Source organism: Burkholderia pyrrocinia, assembly GCF_018417535.1.
Lineage (GTDB): Bacteria > Pseudomonadota > Gammaproteobacteria > Burkholderiales > Burkholderiaceae > Burkholderia > Burkholderia pyrrocinia_E.
Genome location: NZ_CP070977.1, coordinates 3599706 through 3614673, shown reverse-complemented (window position 1 = coordinate 3614673; position 14968 = coordinate 3599706). Strand labels below are relative to the sequence as shown.

The following is a 14968-nucleotide window of genomic DNA, read 5'->3' as shown; positions in this document are numbered from 1 at the left end:
ACTCCGTAATCGCAGTGTGACGATGGTACGTGCGATCGTTCCCGCGCCGCTCGATAAGTGCCTCTACATCAAACGCCGGCACTCAGTTCGCCGGCATCACCTGGCCGCGGATCTCGCCGGACGGGTGCTCCTTCGTATGGACGTTGAAGTACCACTTGCCGCCCATCAGGTCGGTGACCTGCGCGTCGGTGAGCTGCTTCGAGCCCTTGATCGGGCTCGCCAGCTCGTCCTTCGGAATCGGCACCTGCACGCCGGCGTTCTGGCCGACCGGCGCGGGCCCATGGAAATGCGCGGCAGTGGCCGGCCCCGTGAGGTGTTCGTACGTGACCGCCCACTGCAGCATGTGCGAGGCCGTGTCGTAGGTGGCGTCGACGGTGCCCGAGCCCTTGGTCGCCGTCGGCGGCACTTCGCTCGACGGCTGCAGATTGGCGGACAGGCGCACCGTTTCGGCGGCGGCGCTGCCGGCGGCCAGCACGCCCGCGAGTAACGCGACCTGGAGCAAACGCAGCTTGGACATGGACTCTCCTTGCACGACGTTGTACGCCGCCCGAACGGGGACGCTACTCGTGATGGTAGTCGATCGCCGCCGATCCGGCAGCCCGCCGAACGGCCATGCAGCGAATCGCCGCGCCGCCCGTCGGCGCGCCGTGCGAGGCCGGCCATCTCGGGCGGCGCTCATCGCGTCAGTCTGCTTCAGGCTGGAACGGACCTTTGCAGCCTGACGGCTGAATCCGCGCGCGGCCTTTCGCTACACTTCGTCTCACAGTTGCTTGTTTCCTTCGTCCGAAGGAGTCTGCGAGTATTCACGCGGCCACCCGGCCGCGTTTTTTTTGCGCCGCCGAATCCGGTTCGCGTCGTCACAAGCATGACGAAGCGATTGCGCCGCCGCTCGCGGCACAACGGCACTTCGCGTCACGCGCGATAACCGGGATCGATGCGATCGACGATGCGCTGCAGCGCGTCGAATGCGTCCTGCCCCGCGCCATGCTTCGGATCGAAATTCAGCGAATCGCGCACGCACCCTTCGAGCACGGGCGGCGCGATCGGCAGTGCGTTGCCGATCGCGTGCGTGGCGACCTGCACCTCGCACGCGCGGTTGAGCAGCCACATCAGCGAGAACGTCTGCGCGAGCGTCGCGCCGATCGTCACCGGTCCGTGGTTGCGCAGCAGCAGCACGGGCCGCCCGCCGGCGCTCTCGACGATGCGCCGCCCCTCCTCCAGATGCACGGTGATGCCCTCGAAGTCGTGATACGCGATCTTCCCGTACAACTGCGCGGAATAGAAATTCGAGAACGACAGCCCGTCGCGCGAACAGCACACGGCCATCGTGGGCGTCGTGTGCACGTGCATCACGCAGTGCGCATCGGGCAGCGCCGCATGGATCGCACTGTGGAACGTGAAGCCGGCCGGATTGATCGGCCAGTCGGAATGGCCGATCACGTTGCCGTCGATGTCGATCTTCACAAGGTTCGACGCGCACACCTCGCGGTAATGGAGCCCGAACGGGTTGATCAGGAAATGCCCGTCCTCGCCCGGCACGCGCAACGAGATATGGTTGTAGATCAGCTCGGTCCAGCCGAGATGATCGAAGATGCGGTAGGCCGCCGCGAGTTGCACGCGCGCCTGCCATTCGGCTTCGGAGAAGCGGGCGGGACGCGTGAACGGCTGGTTCGGTACACGTTGCATGGGGAACTCCGGTTGCAGATGTGCGCATGGCGGGAGCCGTCCGGCGGTACCGTCACACAGCCATGATAGTTGCGCGCACAACCATATCATCTTTCCCCGCGCGTCGGTAACGCGGGTTTAGCCGGAGCGCTTCCGCCCTCTTGGGGCCTGTTCCCGCTTATGGCGGGCTTGCGCTGGCCCTAAAGCTGGTCGTCGACCGGCAGCAGCATGAAGATGCCGGTCATCAGGTTGCGCAGCAGCCCTGCGTGCGGATCGACGTGATAGGTGGTCGGCCGGCCGTCGTCGGTGCCCGTCCACTCGAGTTCGGGCGTACCGCCGCCCGCCGGCGTCGCGAGGCTCACGCGATAGCTTTCGTCCGGCTGCGTCGCGCGCGCGAAGATCGTCGCGGCCTGCTGCGCGAGCGCCGGGCTGTGGATCACGAGCGCCAGTTCCGTATTCAGGTATGCGGAGCGCGGATCGAGGTTCATCGAGCCGATCACGAGGATCTTCCGGTCGATCACGTACGCCTTCGCGTGCAGGCTCGCGCGCGAGCGCGACCCGAACAGGCGTGCGCGCTGCCGGCCCGGCTGCGCCTTGAACTCGTACAGCTCGACGCCGTGCTGCAGCAGCGGCACGCGGCACGGCCCGTAGCCGGCCTGCACGGCGACCGCGTCGGTCGCGGCGAGCGAATTCGTCAGGATCGCGACGCGCACGCCGCGCGCAGTCGTGTCACCGAGGATCTTCACGCCCGCGTCGTGCGGCACGAAATACGGCGAGAACGCGAGGAATTCCTGCTGCGCGCCGCGTGTCAGCTCGACGAGGCGCTGCATCGGCGGGCTCACGTACGCGTCGGTCGGCTGCGCGACCTTGTCGGGCGCGTCGGCCTTGAACTCGGCCGGCGCCCACACGAGCGCGAGTTCGTCGCGCGCGATCTGCTGTGCGAGCGGTGTCGCGTTCAGCGGCTTCGCGTTGTACGGATCGGCGTTCTGGCGCCAGTGGTTGCGCAGTTCGTCGCGCATCGCGTCGAGATCCTTCGGATCGAACGACTGGTGATTCAGCACGCGCAGCGGATAGCTGCTCGCGCTCGCCCAGTAAGTGTCGAAGCTCGCCGAGATGTCGTTCGTCACGGGGCCGGCGGCGAGCACGTCGAGGTCGCGGAACTGCAGCGTCGGGCTCGCGCTGAAGTATTCGTCTCCGAGATTGCGGCCACCGACGATCGCCATCTGGTTGTCCGCGATCATCGCCTTGTTGTGCATCCGGCGCGTAAAGCTGTCGATGCGCGTGAAGAAGTCGGTGGTGCGCTCGACCATGCGCTGCCGCGACGCGCCGAACGGGTTGAACACGCGGATCTCGATGTTCGGGTGCGTGTTCAGCGCGGCCATGATGCGATCGATGTCGCGGAAGTTCAGGTCGTCGACCAGCATCCGCACGCGCACGCCGCGATCGGCCGCGTACAGCGCCGCGGCGAGCAGCAGCTTGCCGGTCGTGTCCTCGGTCGCGATGTAGTACTGCATGTCGAGCGTCTTCGTCGCGGCGCGCGCGAGCGCGATGCGCATCTGCAGCGCCTGGGCCCCGTCGGCCAGCAGCCGGAAGCCCGACTGGCCCGGATGCACGGCCTCGGGCGCGGCCAGCGCGTCGCGTAGCGGCGTCGCGGTATCGGGCGGCAATGCATGGGAGGCCGGGCGATCGAGCGTGGTGGCGGGCGGATGCGTCGCGCACGCGGCGACGAGCGACAGCAGCACGCAGACGGCCAGCGCGCGGGCCGGTCGGCATGCGGCGCGCCACGACGGCGCGGCCGGCGCGCGCCGGATGAAAGACGTGAGCACGGAAGCTTCCTCGACTGGCTGGCGGAACAACGGGTCCGCATTCGCCGCGGCGCGCGGCTGGCGGGCGGTCCCGGCCGATTCTAGTGGGCGCCCGATGAACCGGTCAATCGCACGGGCGGCACGGGTGGCGCCACGCTGCAGCGGCGCGCGGCGCGGGTAGCCGGCGAACGAACGACCGGCGCCGATGCCTGACTGCCCCGAACCCGCCCGCCGGACGGACCGCCCACCGAAGTGGTCCGACCAATCTCATTGCCCGTCGCCGCTGCGCTCGAAATGGCTGCGCACGTAATCGATATGCGTCTGCATCGCGGTGCGCGCCTCTTCGGGCCGGCGCGCGCAAATCGCATCGCACACGACGCGGTGCTGCAGCAACAGCAGCTCGGACGCCTGCTCGTCCTCCGTCGTCATGCCCGCGACGTTGATCGAGATGTGCTCGCGCAGCATCCCGATCACGCTCGTATGCAGATGCAGGAACATCGTGTTGTGCGACGCGAGCGCGATCGCCTCGTGCAGCTTCGCGTCGGTCGCGGCTTCGACGGCTGCTTCGTCGTTCGCATGCGCGGTTTCGAGTTCGCGCAGCAGCGCGCGGATCCGGCGCCGGTCGTTCGCGTCGGCCCGTAGCGCGGCGAAATACGCGGTCGCGCCTTCGAGCACGCGGCGGAATTCGAGGATGTCGTCGCGCAGCGCCGGATGATCGGCCACCAGTTGGCCCCACGGCGATGCGATACCCGCGCGCAACTGGTCCGTCACGTAGACGCCCGCGCCGCGCCGGCTCTGCAGCAGCCCGCGCGCAACGAGCCGCTGGGTCGCCTCGCGCACCGTATTGCGCGCGACGCCGTACTGCTGCGCGAGCACGCGCTCGGCCGGCAGGCGCGCACCGGCCGGCCAGGTGCCGTCGAGCAGCGCCGTCTCGATCTTGCGCATCACCACTTCGGTCCGGCCCCGTGCCGTCATCGCTGCCATCGTCGCGTCTCCCTCCGGAATGCCCATCGCGCCGATTGGCCCAACCAATTTGAGCTGCGGCGCCGTCGCGGGAATTATGCAGCGAAATCGTCGTCCCGCATCCGCATGCCGGGCCGTCGTCCCTGGAGCGAGACATGAACGAAAGGCAGTACCCCGCCGCCGCTGCGCACGTCTATCTGTTCGCGACCTGCCTGGTCGACCTGTTCGTCCCCGAAGCGGGGCTCGACGCGGTCCGCCTGCTGGAACGCGAAGGCCTGACCGTCCACTATCCGCGCGGCCAGAGCTGCTGCGGGCAGCCGGCCTACAGCAGCGGCAATCCCGACGAAGCGCGCCGCGTCGCGGCCGCGCAGCTCGGCCTGTTCGCCGAACCGTGGCCCGTGATCGTGCCGTCCGGCTCGTGCGCGGGCATGATCCGTCACCATTGGCCGGCGCTGTTCGCCGACGATCCCGTCCACGGCCCGAAGGCTCGCGCGATCGCGGAGCGGACCTACGAACTCGCCGAATTCCTCGTCCATGTGCTCGACGTGCAACTCGACGCGATCGCGGCAAACGCCGGGCCCGACGAGCGCGTCGTCCTGCACACGTCGTGCGCGGCGCGCCGCGAAATGGGCACGCGCGTGCATGGCGTCGCGCTCGTCGACGCGCTGCCGGGCGTGACACGGATCGAACACGAACGCGAATCCGAATGCTGCGGCTTCGGCGGCACGTTCTCGCTGAAGCATCCCGACATCTCCGGCGCGATGGTGCGCGACAAGGTCGCGTCGGCCTGCGCGACCGGCTGCGACCGGCTCGTGTCCGCGGACTGCGGCTGCCTGCTGAACATCGGCCACGCGGCCGACAAGTCTGGCGCGCCGCTGCCGGTCGAACATCTTGCGAGCTTCCTGTGGCGGCGCACGGCCGGTGCCGCGTCGCTGCGCGGAGACAAGCAATGAGCGCGCGCGCCGCGATTCTCGCGCGCCTGCGCGCCGCCGCCCCGGGCGCCGCCGCGACGGCCGCCCCCGCGCTCGATGCGCGCATCGACACGCATTACGACACGCGCCGCGCGTCGGCCGCGCGCGATCCGCACGCGCTCGCACCGGCGATGCAGGCCGCGCTCGCCGCCTCGCACGCGGAGGTCTGGTGCGCAACCGACGACGAATGGCCCGCTCGGCTTGCCGCGCGTCTCGCCGACGCCGGCGTGCGCCGCCTGCTGCTCGACCCGGCCCGCGCCGAATCCGCGGCGCTCGCCCGCGCGCTGCCCGACGCGGTCGCGTCCGTGCCGTTCGACCGGCCGATCGACGCGTGGAAGGCCGAACTGTTCGACACGATCGATGCGGGCTTCACCGTCGCACGTTCGGGCATCGCGGCAACCGGCACCGTCGTGCTCGCGCCCGATGCCGGCACGCCGCGCACGGTGTCGCTGGTGCCGCCGCTGCATGTCGCGCTCGTCCACGCCAACACGCTGCATGCGGACCTGCACGCGGCCGTGCACGCGGAGCGCTGGCACGCCGGCATGCCGACCAACCTCGTGCTGGTGTCGGGGCCGTCGAAGACGTCCGACATCCAGCAGACGCTCGCCTACGGCGCACACGGCCCGCGCCGCCTGTGGGTCGTAATCGTCATCGACTCGGCCGCCCGGCCGGCCGCCACCGCTTGCGAGGAGTTGCCGCGATGAGCGACCACACGCTGCAATTCGTCGCCCCCGGCGACTTCAGGGCCCGCGCGCGCGCCGCGCTCGACGATCCCGCATTGCGCCAGAGCTTTCGCGGCGCGATGGATTTCCTGCAGGGCAAGCGCGCGACGCAATTCCCCGACGACACCGAGCTGCAGCAGTTGCGCGATCTCGGCGAAGCCGTGCGCCGGCACGCGCTCGCGCAATTGCCCGCGCTGCTCGAACGGCTGGAGGCGAAGCTCGTCGAAGCCGGCGTGCACGTGCACTGGGCCGAGACGGCCGCCGACGCGAACGCGATCGTGCTCGGCATCGCGCAGGCGAAGAAGGCGCGCCGCGTGATCAAGGGCAAATCGATGGCGAGCGAGGAAATCGAGCTGAACCATTACCTCGCGGATCACGGCGTCGACTGCATCGAGTCCGACATGGGCGAGTTCATCGTGCAGCTCGCGGGCGAGAAACCGTCGCACATCGTGATGCCGGCAATCCACAAGACGCGCGGCGACATCGCCGAACTGTTCGCGGAACACATCCCCGGCACGCGCTACACGGAGGATGTCGACGAGCTGATCCAGACCGGCCGGCGCGCGCTGCGCCGCGCATTCGCCGACGCGGACATCGGCCTGTCGGGCGTAAACTTCGCGGCGGCCGACACTGGCACGCTGTGGCTCGTCGAGAACGAAGGCAACGGCCGCCTGTCGACGACGGTGCCCGACACGCACATCGCGCTCATGGGGATCGAGAAGGTCGTCGAGAAGCTCGAGCACATCGTGCCGCTGTCGAGCCTGCTCACACGCTCGGCCACCGGCCAGGCGATCACGACCTACTTCAACCTGATCACGGGCCCGCGCCGCGACGGCGAACGCGACGGCCCGCGCGAACTGCATCTCGTGCTGCTCGACAACGGTCGCACGCAGGCCTACGCGGACGAACAGTTGCGCGCGACGCTGCAGTGCATCCGCTGCGGTGCGTGCATGAACCACTGCCCCGTCTATACGCGCATCGGCGGCCACGCATACGGAACCACCTACCCGGGACCGATCGGCAAGATCATCTCGCCGCACCTGCTCGGCCTCGACGCGACGGCCGACCTGCCGACCGCGTCGACGCTGTGCGGCGCATGCGGCGAGGTGTGCCCGGTCCGAATCCCGATCCCGCAACTGCTCGTGCGGCTGCGCACCGAGGCGAACCGCAAGCCCGACGAACCCGTCGCGCATCCGCTGCGCGGCCAGGGCGCGAACTACAACCGCGCGGAAGACCTCGTGTGGCGCTTCTGGTCCGGCGCATTCGCGCATCCGCGCGCGTACCGCGCGTTCCGCTGGGCCGCGACGCGCCTGCATGCGCTGACGCCTCCGAAACAGTTGGGCTGGACGCAGCACCGCACGCCGCTCGAACCGGCGCCGCGCAGCCTGTCCGACCTGCTGCGCGCACGAGGCCAGCCCGAATAGCACCCCGCTTTACCCGCCAGTACCCATAGAGATACAGACACAGATGGAGGAGACACCCATGCAGGTTTGGCATCAGATCTACACCCCGCTCGGCAGCCTCGGGCTGTCGGCGTTCGTCGCCGCGATCCCGATCATCTTCTTTTTCGTCGCGCTCGCCGCGCTGCGGATGAAGGGCCATGTTGCAGCCGCGGTCACGCTGCTGCTGGCGCTCGGCGTCGCGATCGTCGCGTACGGGATGCCCGTGCCGCAGGCGCTCGCGGCGGCCGGCTTCGGCTTCGCATACGGCCTGTGGCCGATCGCGTGGATCATCGTCGCGGCCGTGTTCCTGTACAAGATCGTCGTGAAGACCGGCCAGTTCGACGTCATCCGCGCGTCCGTGCTGTCGATCACCGACGACCAGCGCCTGCAGATGCTGCTGATCGGCTTCTCGTTCGGCGCGTTCCTGGAAGGCGCGGCCGGCTTCGGCGCGCCCGTCGCGATCACGGCCGCGCTGCTCGTCGGCCTCGGTTTCAAGCCGCTGCACGCGGCCGGGCTGTGCCTGATCGCGAACACGGCGCCGGTCGCGTTCGGCGCGATGGGCATCCCGATCATCGTCGCCGGGCAGGTGACGGGCATCGACCCGTTCCATATCGGCGCGATGGCCGGCCGCCAGTTGCCGCTGCTGTCGCTCGCGGTGCCATTCTGGCTCGTGTTCATGATGGACGGGCTGCGCGGCGTGCGGCAGACCTGGCCCGCCGCGCTCGTCGCGGGCGGCAGCTTTGCGGTCACGCAGTACTTCACGTCGAACCACATCGGGCCCGAACTGCCGGACATTACGTCGTCGCTCGTCAGCCTCGTCGCGCTCGCGGCGTTCCTGAAAGTCTGGCAACCGCGCACCGCGCGGCTGCCGGCCGGCGGCATCGTCGCGTCCGGCGGCGGCGCGGCGCTGGCCGGGTTCGGCGTGGGCGGCTTCGGCACGGGCACGAGCCGGCAGGCGTCGCCGTACACGCTCGCGCAGACCGTGCGCGCGTGGTCGCCGTTCCTGATCCTGACGGCCGTCGTCACCGTGTGGAGCATCGCGCCGTTCAAGGCGCTGTTCGCCGCGCACGGCGCGCTCGCGTCGACCGTACTGAAGTTCCACGTGGCCGGGCTCGACCAGCTCGTCGTGAAGACCGCGCCGATCGCAGCGACGCCGAAGGCGCTCGAAGCCGTGCTGAAGATCGATCTGGTATCGGCGGTGGGCAGCGCGATCCTCGTGACCGCGCTGATCTCGATGGCACTGCTGCGGATGAAGCCGCGCGACGCGCTCGTCACGTTCGGCGAGACGCTGAAGGAGCTGACGCGCCCGATCCTGTCGATCGGCCTCGTGCTCGCGTTCGCGTTCGTCGCGAACTACTCGGGGATGTCGTCGACGCTCGCGCTGATGCTGGCCGCGACCGGCGCCGCATTCCCGTTCTTCTCGCCGTTCCTCGGCTGGCTCGGCGTGTTCCTGACCGGCTCGGACACGTCGTCGAACGCCCTCTTCTGTTCGCTGCAGCAGGCCACGGCCCATCAGCTCGGCGTGCCCGAAACGCTCGCGGTGGCCGCAAACACGACAGGCGGCGTGACCGCGAAGATGATCTCGCCGCAGTCGATCGCGGTCGCGTGCGCGGCGACGGGCCTCGTCGGCAAGGAATCGGAGCTGTTCCGCTTCACGGTGCGGCACAGCCTGCTGTTCGCGGTGATCGTCGGGTTGATCACGCTCGTGCAGGCTTACGTGTTGCCGGGGATGGTGCCGTAAGCGGCGCACGGTCCGAAAAAAAACCCCACGCCCGGAAGAGCGTGGGGTTTTTCTTTCCGCCTGCCGATCGCCGACGCCGGCCGGCGATCGGCCGTGCAATCAGCTCCCCTTCGCGATGCGATCCTCGATATGCTGCGCACGGCTCGACGACGACGGGTGCGAGCTCATCATCGAGCTCTGGCCGCCATCGAGCTTCGCGAGCTTCTGGAATGCGGTGACGAGGCCCTTCTGGGGCATGCCCTTCTGCTTCATCAGGTCGAACGAGTAGTCGTCCGCCGCGCTTTCCTGCGTCTGCGAGAACTGCGCGTTGATGAACTTCTCGGTGATGTCGCCGAGCTGCGAACTCGACAGTGCCGCCACGCCCGGCGATGCCGCGCCGGCCGCGCTGCGCGCCGCGCTCACCGCGTACGCCGTCTGCATCGCCTTCTTCGAGTGACCCAGTGCGACGTGGCCCATTTCATGGCCGATCACGCCGCGCAGTTCGTCGTCGTTCATCATGTCCATCAGGCCGCTGTACACGCGCACGCAGCCGTTGCCCATCGCCCACGCGTTGACGTCCTTGGTCATGTAGACCTTGTAGTTGATCTTCTGGCCGTTCAGCGTCATGTCGCCGAAGCCCTTCATCACCTTCGTCAGGCGCTTCGAATACGCGCTGTTCGCCGGCGCGATCTTCGATTCGGCGTCGCTGGACTTGCACGAGTCGTTCGACAGCGCGGCGATGTCCGCATCCGACAGCGTCGCTGCCTTGAACAGGTTCGTCCCCGCCGACGTCAGGCTGTTCGCGTCAAGGCTCTGTACCCCGCCGCATGCGCTCAACAGGAACGCCACGCCACACGCTGCCACCGCTTTCTTGAGTTGCATCCCGGATCCCTCGATAGTTGTATTTGGGAGCGGCGATTTTGCATAATCCGGCAGAAAATTACCAGATGTTTACATCCGATGACACCTTAATTACTCAGCGGATTGAAATCAAGCAGCGATTTTGAGCGGAATTGACGACAAAAACCGGCTCAATCGCCGCGAGCGGGCGACGATCGGGACGGAAAACGGGTGCGCCGCTCAGGCGGCCTGATCGCGGCGCCTCGTCAGCCGCCGCGCGACCAGCATCGGCAGCCGCACCGCGAAGCCGATGAAAAGCCGCAGGTGCATCCACGCGAGCAGTGCGTTGTCGCGGCCGTAGTGGAAGTGCGAGACACCGCCCTCGTGCCGGCCGAAGTAGCGCACCGGCGCGTCGATGCGGATCGGACGCACGCCGGCCCAGCACAGCCGCACGGCCGCCTCGGGATCGAAGTCGAAGCCGCGCATCCACGGCTGGCGCCGCATGATCGCGGCGAGCGGCGCGACCGGATACACGCGAAAGCCGTACAGCGAATCGCCGATCCCGGCCCACAGCGTCTCGAGGTCGGCCCATGCGTTCGACAGCCGGCGCCCCTGCACGCGCAACTGCGGCGCGCTCGCGTCGAACTTCGGCACGCCGAGCACCATCGCATCGGGCTCGGCCTGCGACGCGGCCATGAAAGCGGGAATCAGGTCGGCCGGATGCTGGCCGTCGGAATCCATCGTCAGCACGTGCGTGAAGCCGCTCGCGGCAGCCGCGTCGAGCCCCGCGAGCACCGCGGCGCCCTTGCCGCGGTTCTCCGGCAGCACGATCACGCGCAACCCGGGATCGCGCTCGGCCATCGCCTGCAGCCGCTCGGCGCTGCCGTCGGTACTGCCGTCGACGACGACCCACACCGGATTCCACTGCGCGCGGGCATTGCGCACGGTCGTGTCGACCTTGACGCCCGGGTTGTAGCTCGGAATCAGCACGAGATGGGTGGATGAGGCGTGCAGCTTGGACATGGGGACGGCCGAATGCGAAGACAGGGATCCTGACAAAAGTTTATGACTTGCCGGCGACGGACGGCAGGCTTCGTCGACGCCGGGCGCCGGTTGCCGGATCGTGAGGTTTACCCGCTTCATGACAGCCACTCCACTGCGTGCCCCGCGCTGGCTTCGATCTCGACCAGCAGGTCGTCGCGGCACACGTCCGCATGGACGAAGAGCGGCCGCACGCCGGGGCCGGCCGCATCGCGCAGCACGCGCCCGATCTCGGCAAGCGCCGCGGCATCGCCGGCGTCGCGTACGTAGACGCGATAGCTCAGGTCGGCGAGCGAGAACGGGCCATGCCCCTGCCGCGCGGCCTGCTCGAGCACGGCCGCGAGGTTCGCGACTGTCTCGCGCGTCTGCGCGACGACGTCGCCGTGATGCACGGTGCGGTGCCCGACGATGCTCGCGGTGCCCGATACGAACAGCACCGGCGCGGCGTCGCCATCGGACCAGGCGGCTGCGCGCGCGAACGTCGGCGCGCGCGGGCCGTACTGCGCCGGATAGTGATACGCGCTGACCTGGCGCGGGTTCTCGACCGGATCGGCCGGCGTGCGGCTCGCGAGGAAATGAATCGCCAGCGGCGCGGCCGGCAATGCGTCGCCCGCGACCGGTACGACCGAACCGAGCGCGCACGCGGCCGGCACGCCGCCCGTCAATGCGCGACGGCACGCGTCGAACGCGTGCTGACGACCGATATTGAACTGACGATAGCGCTCGATTCCGACCTGCACGGCGTTGATCGCCGGCACGGTATTCCAGATGCGCAGCGGATGCGGCATGCCGAGTGTATCGAGCACGTCGAACAGCGCGCGGTACGCATCGTGCGTCGCGCGTTCGAGCGGCGTGCCGCCGTCGCGCGCCGCGCCGGGCGTTTCCTGCACGATGATGTTGCCGAACACGAGCCCCGCCGCTTCGCTGTAGCGATAGTGCAGCGCGCCGCGCCGTTCGCTGCGCAGGTCGCGCGCATTACATTGCCAGATTTCGCAGACGGCATCGTCCGGTGCGACGCCGGCGCCGAGCAGCGCCATCTGCACCGGCGCAACCGGCAGATCGGGCGCGGCATCGGCCAGCATCCGCGCCGCCGCATCGGCGTGCGATTCGGCCTGTGATTCTGCATACGATTCGCGCTGCAACCCGGCCGCGCCGATGCACACCGCGCCCAACGCGCCCGGAAACGCGCGGTCGAATCCGTCGCCGCGGATGCGCGCATCGTGCAGCGACGCGGCGAGCCGCGCATGACTCATCTGGACGAGCCGCAGCGCGCGGTCGCCGCCGTGCGCGAGCGGCGCGCCCGATCGCGATGCGTCCGGCCCGCTGGCCGCCTGCCCGCGCGCGACCGGCGCGGTGGCTGACGACAGGGAACACGGGCGCCGTTCGGCGTCGACTGGATGCACGGACACTTCGATTTCCTCACTATGCGGCGCAGGCCGCGCGACATCGCAGCCAGCATCGCGTTGCGCGACGTCAGGCCGACGCCGCGCGTTTCGTCATGCGAGCCCGCCGTTGACGGACATCACCTGCCCCGTCACGTAGGCCGCGGCGTCGGACACCAGATACGCGACCATCGCCGCGACTTCGTCGGGCCGGCCCGCGCGCTGCGCGGGCACGAGCTGCTTGATCCGTTCGGCGGGAAACGCCTGTTCGGCCATCGGCGATTCGATGATGCCGGGCGCGACCGCGTTCACGGTAATGCCGCGCGACGCGAGCTCCAGCGACAGCGACTTCGTCGCGCCGATCAGCCCCGCCTTCGCGGCCGCGTAATTGACCTGCCCGCGATTGCCGGTCACGCCGGCCACCGACGCGATGTTGATGATCCGCCCGCGCCGCGTGCGGATCATCGGCAGCAGCAGCGGCTGCGTGACGTTGAAAAAGCCGTTGAGCGTCACGTCGATCACGCTGTGCCACTGCTGGCGCGACATGCCGGCCATCGGCGCGTCGTCGTGAATGCCCGCGTTGTTGACGAGGATCTGCACCGGCGACTCGTCGGCGAGCGGCGCCAGCGCGGCAAGCGTCGCGTCGGCGTCGGTCACGTCGAATGCGATCGCGCGCGCGGTGCCGCCGGCCGCGACGATCTGCTGCGCGACCGCCTCCGCCTGCGCGAGCTGGCGGTTCGCATGGACCCACACTTCATGGCCGGCCTGCGCGAGCGCCAGGCAGATCGCCTGCCCGAGTGCGCCGCTGCCGCCCGTCACGAGCGCCCGCATCGAATTGCTCCGTTCATCGCGTTCCACCTTGATCGCCGCTGCGTACCGTCATCAACTGCGCGCCGCCGTCACTTCGTGCGATGCGCGGCGACGTACGCGGCCAGCGCGCCGAGCGTCGCAAAGATCTTCTGGTTATCCGGATTGTCCGAGCGCAGTTCGAAGCCGTATTTCTTCGAGATCAGCAGCGCGATTTCCAGGATGTCGATGGAGTCGAGCCCGAAACCTTCGCCATACAGCGCGGTCTCGGCCGTCACTGTTTCGAGCGGGACGTCTTCGAGATTCAGTTCGCCGATGATCAGCGTGGCGAGCTCTTGTTCCAGTGCGTTCATCATGCGTGCGAGCAGGCGGCCCATGGCAGCGGGAGATGCCCGGAAACGGCAACTGTCGTGCACGCCCGGCGCGTGCAAGTCTCCGTCCCTCCGGCGTCTGCCGGCTTCCCCGCCTGCGTTATTTGGGGATCGTTGGTAAAAGTTACGCGGATTCTAGACGAAGGGTATCGGGCCGTATACCGGGAATGGTTACAGACTGGCGGGCCGGCGCCGCGGCCCGTTTCGGGATCCGGATGCACGAGACGCTTGAGCCGCTTTGGATGGAAATGGACCGACCCCGCGAAACCGTTCGTCCGGTGCCATACAATCGGTTACAAAACCCCTCCGCGCCCGCCCCGAACACGCGGTGCCGGGGCCCTAAAATGAGCGTGCCCGACCACCGGCCCGGACCCGCGTCCCGGCCGCCATTCATATGATGTTTGACGGCCCGACCACCGCGTCCGGCCACGATCAGCCCGATGCCTCCAGTCATGCCGCGTCCGTCCTTCCGCTCCGTTCCGGTTCGTCCGCCCGTCAGCCGCTGCACCGCAGCGTCAGTCGGACGCGGATGCCCGCGCCGTGCGCGCGGAGGCCGCCGATGAGCCGGCTGCTGCCCGTCGCGCGCGGTATCGCTGCAGTCGGCGCCGTGGCGGCCTACCAGGCCGGCGCGCACTACGCGGCCGCGACGCCCGGTGCGCACGGCTTCGGCCTCGCGATGGCGCTCGTGCCGCCGCTGCTGCTCGCGCTCGGCGTGGCGCTGCGCTCGCCGCATCGCGCATGGTTCGTGCCGGCATGGCTGCTGGCCGCCGCCGCGCTGTGGGCCGCGCGCGCGCCGCTCGCGCAGCACTTCGAATGGGGCCTGTATCTGGAACACGCGAGCTTCAACGTCGCGATGGCGCTGCTGTTCGGCCGCACGCTCGCGGCCGGCGAGGTGCCGCTGTGCACGCGTTTCGCGGCAATGATCCACGGCACGGTCACGCCGGCCGTCACGCGCTATACGCGGCAGGTCACGCTCGCGTGGACTTTGTTCTTCGTCGCGATCGCCGCCGCGTCGACGCTGCTGTTCGCGACCGCGCCGATCGTCACGTGGTCGACATTCGCGAACTACCTGTCGCTGCCGCTCGTTGCCGTGATGTTCGCCGCCGAGCATGCGTGCCGGCGCTTCGCACTGCCGCACGAGCCGCGGCCGCGGATGGTCGACGCGGTGCGCGCGTATCGCGCGACAACCCACGCGTCGCAGGCGTCACGATGAATTCACGGCCGGCGCGGCGCCGCAAC

The 14968-nt window shown here is 69.1% G+C and carries 14 protein-coding genes; 5 read left to right on the top strand and 9 right to left on the bottom strand.

Annotated elements, in window-relative coordinates; translation table 11 throughout:
* Nucleotides 1-82: 82 nt before the first annotated feature.
* From JYG32_RS16805 to JYG32_RS16790, 4 genes are all read right to left on the bottom strand, one after another.
* Complete coding sequence (locus JYG32_RS16805; protein ID WP_213264150.1) at nucleotides 83-517, bottom strand: CHRD domain-containing protein; 435 nt, start codon at nucleotides 515-517, stop codon at nucleotides 83-85.
* A gap of 395 nt (nucleotides 518-912) precedes the next feature.
* Entirely contained in the window at nucleotides 913-1686 is a 774-nt protein-coding gene (locus JYG32_RS16800; protein WP_213264149.1) for a class II aldolase/adducin family protein, read from the bottom strand.
* A 179-nt stretch (nucleotides 1687-1865) separates the two neighbouring features.
* Nucleotides 1866-3491, bottom strand: coding sequence for a phospholipase D family protein (locus tag JYG32_RS16795; RefSeq protein ID WP_213264148.1), 1626 nt, complete (start codon nucleotides 3489-3491; stop codon nucleotides 1866-1868).
* A gap of 246 nt (nucleotides 3492-3737) precedes the next feature.
* Nucleotides 3738-4454 carry a FadR/GntR family transcriptional regulator gene (locus tag JYG32_RS16790; RefSeq protein ID WP_174383290.1) on the bottom strand — a complete coding sequence of 239 codons (717 nt, stop codon included), beginning with the start codon at nucleotides 4452-4454 and terminating at the stop codon, nucleotides 3738-3740.
* Between the two features lie 134 nt (nucleotides 4455-4588).
* On the opposite strand from JYG32_RS16790, the gene JYG32_RS16785 reads away from it, so the two are divergent.
* From JYG32_RS16785 to JYG32_RS16770, 4 genes are read left to right on the top strand one after another with little or no spacing between them, the layout of a single operon-like run.
* Complete coding sequence (locus JYG32_RS16785; RefSeq protein WP_213264147.1) at nucleotides 4589-5386, top strand: (Fe-S)-binding protein; 798 nt, start codon at nucleotides 4589-4591, stop codon at nucleotides 5384-5386.
* Nucleotides 5383-6108 carry a LutC/YkgG family protein gene (locus JYG32_RS16780; protein ID WP_213264146.1) on the top strand — a complete coding sequence of 242 codons (726 nt, stop codon included), beginning with the start codon at nucleotides 5383-5385 and terminating at the stop codon, nucleotides 6106-6108. Before JYG32_RS16785 ends, JYG32_RS16780 begins: the two co-directional genes overlap by 4 nt.
* Nucleotides 6105-7550, top strand: coding sequence for a LutB/LldF family L-lactate oxidation iron-sulfur protein (locus tag JYG32_RS16775; RefSeq protein ID WP_213264145.1), 1446 nt, complete (start codon nucleotides 6105-6107; stop codon nucleotides 7548-7550). Before JYG32_RS16780 ends, JYG32_RS16775 begins: the two co-directional genes overlap by 4 nt.
* A gap of 58 nt (nucleotides 7551-7608) precedes the next feature.
* The gene (locus tag JYG32_RS16770; RefSeq protein WP_213264144.1) at nucleotides 7609-9309 is read left to right on the top strand and encodes a lactate permease LctP family transporter; all 1701 of its coding nucleotides are present in this window, start codon (nucleotides 7609-7611) and stop codon (nucleotides 9307-9309) included.
* Between the two features lie 99 nt (nucleotides 9310-9408).
* Here JYG32_RS16770 and JYG32_RS16765 read toward each other — a convergent pair whose 3' ends face one another.
* The 5 genes from JYG32_RS16765 to JYG32_RS16745 all read right to left on the bottom strand — a co-directional run bounded on the left by JYG32_RS16765 (nucleotide 9409) and on the right by JYG32_RS16745 (nucleotide 13735).
* A complete protein-coding gene (locus JYG32_RS16765; RefSeq protein WP_174384112.1) occupies nucleotides 9409-10170 on the bottom strand; it encodes a M48 family metalloprotease in 762 nt (253 codons plus the stop codon).
* A gap of 198 nt (nucleotides 10171-10368) precedes the next feature.
* On the bottom strand, nucleotides 10369-11151 hold the full coding sequence (locus JYG32_RS16760) for a glycosyltransferase family 2 protein (protein WP_174384111.1): 783 nt from the start codon (nucleotides 11149-11151) through the stop codon (nucleotides 10369-10371).
* Between the two features lie 116 nt (nucleotides 11152-11267).
* Nucleotides 11268-12578, bottom strand: a complete 1311-nt coding sequence (locus tag JYG32_RS16755; RefSeq protein WP_213264143.1) for an endoribonuclease L-PSP — start codon at nucleotides 12576-12578, stop codon at nucleotides 11268-11270.
* A gap of 87 nt (nucleotides 12579-12665) precedes the next feature.
* A complete protein-coding gene (gene fabG, locus JYG32_RS16750; RefSeq protein ID WP_213264142.1) occupies nucleotides 12666-13382 on the bottom strand; it encodes a 3-oxoacyl-ACP reductase FabG in 717 nt (238 codons plus the stop codon).
* A gap of 68 nt (nucleotides 13383-13450) precedes the next feature.
* A complete protein-coding gene (locus JYG32_RS16745) occupies nucleotides 13451-13735 on the bottom strand; it encodes a phosphopantetheine-binding protein (protein ID WP_174384108.1) in 285 nt (94 codons plus the stop codon).
* A 553-nt stretch (nucleotides 13736-14288) separates the two neighbouring features.
* On the opposite strand from JYG32_RS16745, the gene JYG32_RS16740 reads away from it, so the two are divergent.
* On the top strand, nucleotides 14289-14942 hold the full coding sequence (locus tag JYG32_RS16740) for a hypothetical protein (RefSeq protein ID WP_213264141.1): 654 nt from the start codon (nucleotides 14289-14291) through the stop codon (nucleotides 14940-14942).
* Nucleotides 14943-14968 lie beyond the last annotated feature (26 nt).

Coding starts and splice junctions, on each gene's coding strand:
- JYG32_RS16770 (WP_213264144.1), top strand. CDS start 7,609: ATGCAGGTTTGGCATCAGATCTACACCCCGCTCGGCAGCCTCGGGCTG.
- JYG32_RS16780 (WP_213264146.1), top strand. CDS start 5,383: ATGAGCGCGCGCGCCGCGATTCTCGCGCGCCTGCGCGCCGCCGCCCCG.
- JYG32_RS16745 (WP_174384108.1), bottom strand. CDS start 13,735: ATGGGCCGCCTGCTCGCACGCATGATGAACGCACTGGAACAAGAGCTC.
- JYG32_RS16800 (WP_213264149.1), bottom strand. CDS start 1,686: ATGCAACGTGTACCGAACCAGCCGTTCACGCGTCCCGCCCGCTTCTCC.
- JYG32_RS16805 (WP_213264150.1), bottom strand. CDS start 517: ATGTCCAAGCTGCGTTTGCTCCAGGTCGCGTTACTCGCGGGCGTGCTG.
- JYG32_RS16775 (WP_213264145.1), top strand. CDS start 6,105: ATGAGCGACCACACGCTGCAATTCGTCGCCCCCGGCGACTTCAGGGCC.
- JYG32_RS16765 (WP_174384112.1), bottom strand. CDS start 10,170: ATGCAACTCAAGAAAGCGGTGGCAGCGTGTGGCGTGGCGTTCCTGTTG.
- JYG32_RS16740 (WP_213264141.1), top strand. CDS start 14,289: ATGAGCCGGCTGCTGCCCGTCGCGCGCGGTATCGCTGCAGTCGGCGCC.
- fabG (WP_213264142.1), bottom strand. CDS start 13,382: ATGCGGGCGCTCGTGACGGGCGGCAGCGGCGCACTCGGGCAGGCGATC.
- JYG32_RS16790 (WP_174383290.1), bottom strand. CDS start 4,454: ATGGCAGCGATGACGGCACGGGGCCGGACCGAAGTGGTGATGCGCAAG.
- JYG32_RS16785 (WP_213264147.1), top strand. CDS start 4,589: ATGAACGAAAGGCAGTACCCCGCCGCCGCTGCGCACGTCTATCTGTTC.
- JYG32_RS16760 (WP_174384111.1), bottom strand. CDS start 11,151: ATGTCCAAGCTGCACGCCTCATCCACCCATCTCGTGCTGATTCCGAGC.